At 58.8% G+C, this 5,900-nt stretch carries 7 protein-coding genes and 1 pseudogene; 7 read left to right on the top strand and 1 reads right to left on the bottom strand.

The window, feature by feature from the left end; all coding sequences use genetic code 11:
* Nucleotides 1-181: 181 nt before the first annotated feature.
* Nucleotides 182-850, bottom strand: a complete 669-nt coding sequence (locus EKD03_RS18495) for a hypothetical protein (RefSeq protein ID WP_161569287.1) — start codon at nucleotides 848-850, stop codon at nucleotides 182-184.
* Between the two features lie 294 nt (nucleotides 851-1,144).
* Between EKD03_RS18495 and EKD03_RS15645 the strand changes: the two genes are divergently transcribed.
* The 7 genes and pseudogenes from EKD03_RS15645 to EKD03_RS15615 form a co-directional block, all read left to right on the top strand.
* Nucleotides 1,145-1,879, top strand: coding sequence for a metallophosphoesterase family protein (locus EKD03_RS15645; RefSeq protein WP_129632933.1), 735 nt, complete (start codon nucleotides 1,145-1,147; stop codon nucleotides 1,877-1,879).
* 153 nt (nucleotides 1,880-2,032) lie between these two features.
* On the top strand, nucleotides 2,033-2,971 hold the full coding sequence (locus EKD03_RS15640) for an undecaprenyl-diphosphate phosphatase (protein WP_238613552.1): 939 nt from the start codon (nucleotides 2,033-2,035) through the stop codon (nucleotides 2,969-2,971).
* Nucleotides 2,972-3,346, top strand: coding sequence for a hypothetical protein (locus EKD03_RS15635; RefSeq protein WP_129632930.1), 375 nt, complete (start codon nucleotides 2,972-2,974; stop codon nucleotides 3,344-3,346).
* Between the two features lie 90 nt (nucleotides 3,347-3,436).
* A complete protein-coding gene (locus EKD03_RS15630; RefSeq protein WP_129632927.1) occupies nucleotides 3,437-4,126 on the top strand; it encodes a copper chaperone PCu(A)C in 690 nt (229 codons plus the stop codon).
* A 139-nt stretch (nucleotides 4,127-4,265) separates the two neighbouring features.
* Complete coding sequence (locus EKD03_RS15625; protein WP_129632924.1) at nucleotides 4,266-4,910, top strand: SCO family protein; 645 nt, start codon at nucleotides 4,266-4,268, stop codon at nucleotides 4,908-4,910.
* 9 nt (nucleotides 4,911-4,919) lie between these two features.
* Nucleotides 4,920-5,339, top strand: coding sequence for a FixH family protein (locus tag EKD03_RS15620; protein ID WP_129632921.1), 420 nt, complete (start codon nucleotides 4,920-4,922; stop codon nucleotides 5,337-5,339).
* A gap of 93 nt (nucleotides 5,340-5,432) precedes the next feature.
* Nucleotides 5,433-5,900: pseudogene (locus EKD03_RS15615) on the top strand (hypothetical protein); the annotation flags it as partial.

The raw sequence follows: 5,900 nt of genomic DNA, 5'->3' as shown, positions 1-5,900 counted from the left end.
TACGGAAATGCCGGGTGGGGCGGGCATGCGCGGGGCATGGCGGGAACCCCGTGGCGGCGCACCCGTGGCGGCGCGGGGCATGGTGGGGGGGCATGTAGGGGCGAAGCATCGCCGCCCAACATGTGTGGGGTTTCCCCGGTCATCTGGAGGGCGATGCTTCGCCCCTACGGAAATACCAACCTCAAAACTGATACATCTCGGTTGGCGACGGCTGAGGATCGGGAGTCTGCGCTGGAGGCGGCATCTCCGTAGGTAACTCCGGCGGCACCGTGGGTAGCTCCGGCGGCACCGTGGGTAGCTCCGGCGGCACCGTGGGTAGCTCCGGCAGCACCGTGGGTAGCTCCGGCGGCACCGTGGGCAACTCCGGCGTCGCCGTGGGTGGCTCCGGCGTCGGCCAGATCGGCACCAGGGGCGCGGGGGTGTTGGTGGGGGTAAAGGTTGGCAGAACGATAGGTAGCTCAGTAGGTACCGGCGTAAGCGTCGCCGTAACACTTGGTGAGGGTATGAGCGTCGGCGTAAAGGTTGGCGTAGGGGTAAGCAAGGGCGTCGGCGAGCGCGTCGGCGTCACCACCGTAACCGTAAAGGTCGGCGTTGCCGTATCTTGCTCAACCAGCGGCACGGATGGTTGGGGCGAAGGAGCGACATCCTGGCCAAAAAAACCATTGCTGCGCAAGAGATTAACCCCAGCGACACTGTAGACAATAAAAATAAATAGGAGTAACCCCAACAGGCCGACATAGATCATCCGATCACGCAAAGAGAGCGCCGCAAACCAACCGCGCAAACTCTGCGGCGGAGCCGAAAGATCGAGCGCCGCAGCACCGGCACTGAGTGCGGGCGTTGAAGGCAATCCAGAGCCCGTGTATAATGGACACCTAACATGACCTGCCGAGAGACAATAGCGCACCTGATACTCCATCTGTGATGATGGAATATCCTGGGCCTGTCCCGATGCGTAGCAGCGGTGTTCAGGTGTGGGGGAAGCAAAACGAATAGCCTGGTTCTGTTTCAGGCCGAGATATGGACAATGGCCTGATGGTTCAAGCATAGGTCTTCGTAGCTCCTGCATAGTGGCGGTCAGCGCGTATTATAGGCTTCGCTTCTTTTAGCGTCAAAGTGTGACGATTACTGGGATCAAGATCATATGCGGATTGTGCTTCTCTCAGACATCCATTCCAATCTGGTAGCACTTGAGACGGTACTGGAAGCAGCCGGCTCATTTGATGCGTTGTGGTGCGTTGGTGATACGATTGGCTATGGGCCACGGCCAAATGAGTGTATCGAGTTAATGCGCAAGCATGCTCAGATTGCGATCACGGGCAATCATGATTTGGCATGTCTGGGGCGAATCGATCTTCGTGATTTTAATCCCGATGCGCGCAAGGCGAACCTCTGGAATGGAAAGCAACTGTTGCCAGAAAACCGTGCATGGTTGGACCCACTTCCGCCGAGCTTTCATGTGGATAAGCAGTTTTTCTTAGCCCATGGTAGCCCGCGTGAGCCGGTCTGGGAGTATGTGTTGATGCCCGAACAGGCAGCGGCAAACTTCGAGTACTTCCCCAATCAGGTCTGTGTCATCGGTCATTCGCACATTCAGCTTGGCTTCCGCATGCGCCACGGCAGCGAACATGCCGAGCGCTTCCTACCAGAGCCAGGTGAAACAATCGAACTACATCGATCAACGCGCTATTTCATCAATCCTGGCAGTGTTGGGCAACCACGCGACCAAGATCCGCGTGCGGCCTTCGCCGTCTTCGATACGGTGCATAACTCCATCCGTTTCCATCGTATCACCTATGATATTGCCAAGACGCAACATCAGATGCAAGAGGCCGGATTGCCGTATGATCTGATCCATCGTCTGAAATTCGGGCGATAGTTAGGTACTTGTTCACATTTGGGGTAAAAGAAACCTCGTGTTGACGCGAAGGCGCGAAAGCGCGAAGGTTTTATTGAAGGCTTTGCGTCTTTGCGTCAACACGTGGATGCCAGGGGAACAGTGAACAGTTACGATAGTAGAAAGTTTCTTGTTGTGGCGCGATCTTCCTCGGCGGAGTCTACTCCAACACCCCGCCTTCCCATACCAATTGCGATCATAGTCGGCCTGCTGCTGCTGATCAGTCTGGGGATTACCATCCCATTTGACCCCACTTGGTGGCAGGTCTGCATCCTGGGTATTGTCCAAGGGCTAACCGAGTTCCTGCCGATCTCCTCCACCGCCCACTTGTTGCTGGTGGGCGATCTGATCGGATTTGAGGGCAACATTGGCGGAACCTTCGAGATTGCCATCCAACTTGGCACGGTCATCGCGGTGGTCACCTTCTATATCCAGGATCTGTTGAGTCAACTCCAAGCCCTACTAGGGGCCAAGAGTGCCGAGGCCAGAGTGGCGGCGCAACGGCTCTGGATTGCGGTAGTGATCGCATTTATCCCCGTAGCAACCGTGGGGTTGATCTTTCGCAAGCCGATCAAGCAGTATATCTTCGATAGCCCCCCAACGATTGCCACGACGCTTATTGTGGGCGGGATCATCTTCTTGCTGATCGAGTTACTGCCCCACCGCCCCGCCCGCACCAACGAACTCGGAGCTATCAGTTGGCGCCAAGCTCTTGGCGTCGGGGTGGCCCAGATCTTCGCCTTGGTGCCCGGTACGTCACGCTCTGGCGCCTCGATTGTGGGTGGGTTGTTGGCCGGGCTCGACCGGCGCACCGCCACGACCTTCGCGTTCTATCTCTCGATTCCTACGCTAGGCGCGGCGACCATCTTCGATCTGATCGGCAGTCTTGACCAGATTCAGCCTGATGATTGGGGCCGCCTCTTGCTTGGTTCGGTGGTGGCGATGATCGTCGGTTGGCTCAGTATTGGCTGGCTGCTGCGCTATGTCGCCCGCAACAACTTCGTCGCCTTCGGAATCTATCGGATTATCGCCGGGTTGATCATCCTGGCCCTCGTGATGATCGGGTACCTCTAGATGCACACGCTGACGCAGCCTTCACACCAACGTGCGTGGCTGCGTCAGCAGTGGCCAGCGCTCTTTGCAGCAACGCTGCTCGTCTTTTTGTGTATCCAACCCATCCTCTGCATCATCCACTGCTCCGCCGATGCACATCTTTCACCGGCGGAGCGCCAGGGCAGCCAACGCAACTACTTCCTCTGTTCCTTTGTGCAGGAGGAACCCGAAGCACCGCATCCGAGCCATATTCCCCTGCCCGCCTTCTGGCCTAGCCTGCCAGCTATTCTGCCTCCCACCATCTTCCTGATCATTGCCTTGATGCAGATCAGTATGCCTACGCCCCAGATCCTCGCCTCATTACGCTGGTCGCCACCATTGCCCCCGCCACGGTAATTCCGTAGGGGCGCGTCGCGACGCGCCCCTACAAATGCCACTCAGTATATCAGTCTCTTCACACCTATCTAAGTAAAGGAACCAACACCTATGCGGAAGCATATTGCCCTGTTGGCGCTGATCAGCGCCATGCTGCTCCTCGCCGCCTGTGGTGCCAGCACCACCAGTACCACCAGCCCGACCAGTGCGCCGACCACCATTGCGCTCGATCCATCGGCAATGACCCTGACGATTAGCGACCCCTGGGTGCGGCCAGCCGCAATGACGGGTGCAGCGGTAGCCGGAGATATGGCGACCCCCATGGCCGGCGATATGGCGACCCCCATGGCCGGGGATATGGCGACCCCCATGGCCGGGGATATGGCGACCCCCATGGCCGGGGATATGGCGACCCCGCCTATGCATGGCACCCCAATGGCCGGGGATATGGCAACCCCCATGGCGAGCCACATGAGTGGAGGCACCAGCGCCGCGTTTATGCTGATCACCAATAGCAGCAGCACCCCCGACACCCTCATCCGTGCCGAAAGTGCCGTGGCCGAGACGGTCGAACTCCACACGATGGTGATGGAGGGCGATGTGATGAAGATGACCCCAGTTGAGAAGATTGATATTCCGGCCAACGGCTCGGTCGAACTCAAGCGGGGTGGCTTGCATGTGATGTTGATCGGCTTGCGCCAGGATCTGAACGAGGGCGATATGGTATTGATCACCCTCACCTTCCAGAATGCGGGCACGATCCAGATCGAGGCTCCGGTACGAATGCCGCCGACGCAGTAGCGACGCAAGATGTTGCGTCGGGTAGCGACGCAAGATGTTGCGTCGGGTAGCGACGCAAGATGTTGCGTCGGGTAGCGACGCACGTAGCGACGCAGCATCTTGCGTCGCTACCCCGACACCCCCACCAAAGGAGCCACCGATGCCCCTACGCACCCTCGTGCCCCTGCTCTTCCTCGTGCTGCTCACGGCCTGTGGAAGTAGCAGTGGCCTGACGGCGACCCCCATCCCCACGAGTGAGCCGGTGCTCACCCCAGAGGTGCCTCAGGCCGGGACGGAGATCAGCCCGCCCCGCGAAGTGACCGATTTCACTCTGCCGAGTAGTAATGGCGGGCAGCCGCTCAGCCTAAGCGATCTGCGTGGCAAGCCGCTCTTGCTCTACTTTGGCTACACCTTCTGCCCCGATATTTGCCCCACGACCCTGGTTGAGTTCATTGGCGTCAAACAGGATCTGGGCGAACAACGCGATGCGTTCAATGTCCTGATGGTCAGTGTTGACCCCGAACGCGACACTCCAGCCGTGTTGGAGCGCTATCTGAAGGTGTATGATCCGAGCTTTATTGGTATGAGTGGTGATGCGGCTATTCTGCAACAGATCGGCCCGGAGTATGATCTCTTTTACCAGCGCCACGCGGTGGAAGGAAGCGCGGCGGCCTATCTGGTTGACCATAGTGCCTCGGCCTATTTGTTGGATCGCCAAGGGCGGCTGCGATTCATCTACCGCTTTGGGACGCCGCATACGGTAATTAGTGCCGATATTCAGCGTCTGATCGCTGAGCAGGAGTAAGCATTGCCTATGCACCCCTGGCGTACACGAATCGTTCTGGCACTCCTGCTGCTCCTCGGCTTGGTTGGATGTGGTGGGGTGGCCTTGCCGCCCCTGCCCGCCGATATGGTGCGCGACCAGCGGGTGAGTGAGGAGGTTACCTTTACCCTCGATTACACCAGCAACCCGCGTATCAACTATGCCCAGCAACTGCGCCTGACCCTGCGCGATGCGCATGGGCAACCCGTTGAGGCTGAGAGTGTCTATTTTGATCTCGGTATGGATATGATCTGTCTGAGTGGTAGTAAGCCGGTGGCCAAGGCGCTCGGCCAGGGTACTTACGAAGTTACGACGGTCTATGTGATGGCCGGGGATTGGCGGGTTATCGCCGTCGCTGAATTGGGAGATCGCGAGGTAGCGGCGATCTTTCCGTTGCTGGTGAATGAATAGCCCTGCTGCACCAAACCTTGCATAATGGGTGTAAAATTGCAGCTATCCGTTTGCACCGCTCGTTGCGGTGCTTTACCACAAAGGGGAACCTGTATGCGACACCGTCTGATGCTGGTGTTGGTGCTACTGTTGGCGGCTATGCTGTCCGCATGTGGTGGTACACCGGCTGCGCCGACGAGCGCACCGACAAATGCTCCGGCTTCTGCGCCAACTGAGGCCACCACTGCTGAGGCCACCACCGCCGAGGCCACCACTGCCGAGGCCACCACTGCCGAGGCCACCACCGCCGAGGCCACCACTGCTGAGGCCACCACCGAGGCTACCACCACCAGTGGAACCCTGCCCGACCTGGGCGGGCGCGAGGTGACGATTGCGGTCGAGAATGCCTACCCGCCCTTCAATTATGTCAACCCCAATACGGGCATGGGCGAGGGCTGGGACTACGAGGCATGGAACGAGATCTGCCGCCTCCTCAACTGCGTGCGTATCCGTTCAGGGTGGGTCACTCCTGAGTTGCGAGAATCAGTAGAATCCGGCATACTACCGCTATGGACGAGCCAC

It is taken from the genome of Candidatus Oscillochloris fontis, assembly GCF_004138135.1.
GTDB lineage: Bacteria > Chloroflexota > Chloroflexia > Chloroflexales > Chloroflexaceae > Oscillochloris > Oscillochloris fontis.
Note: the sequence above shows the minus strand (reverse complement) of the source record. Positions and strands in the feature narration are given on the sequence as shown.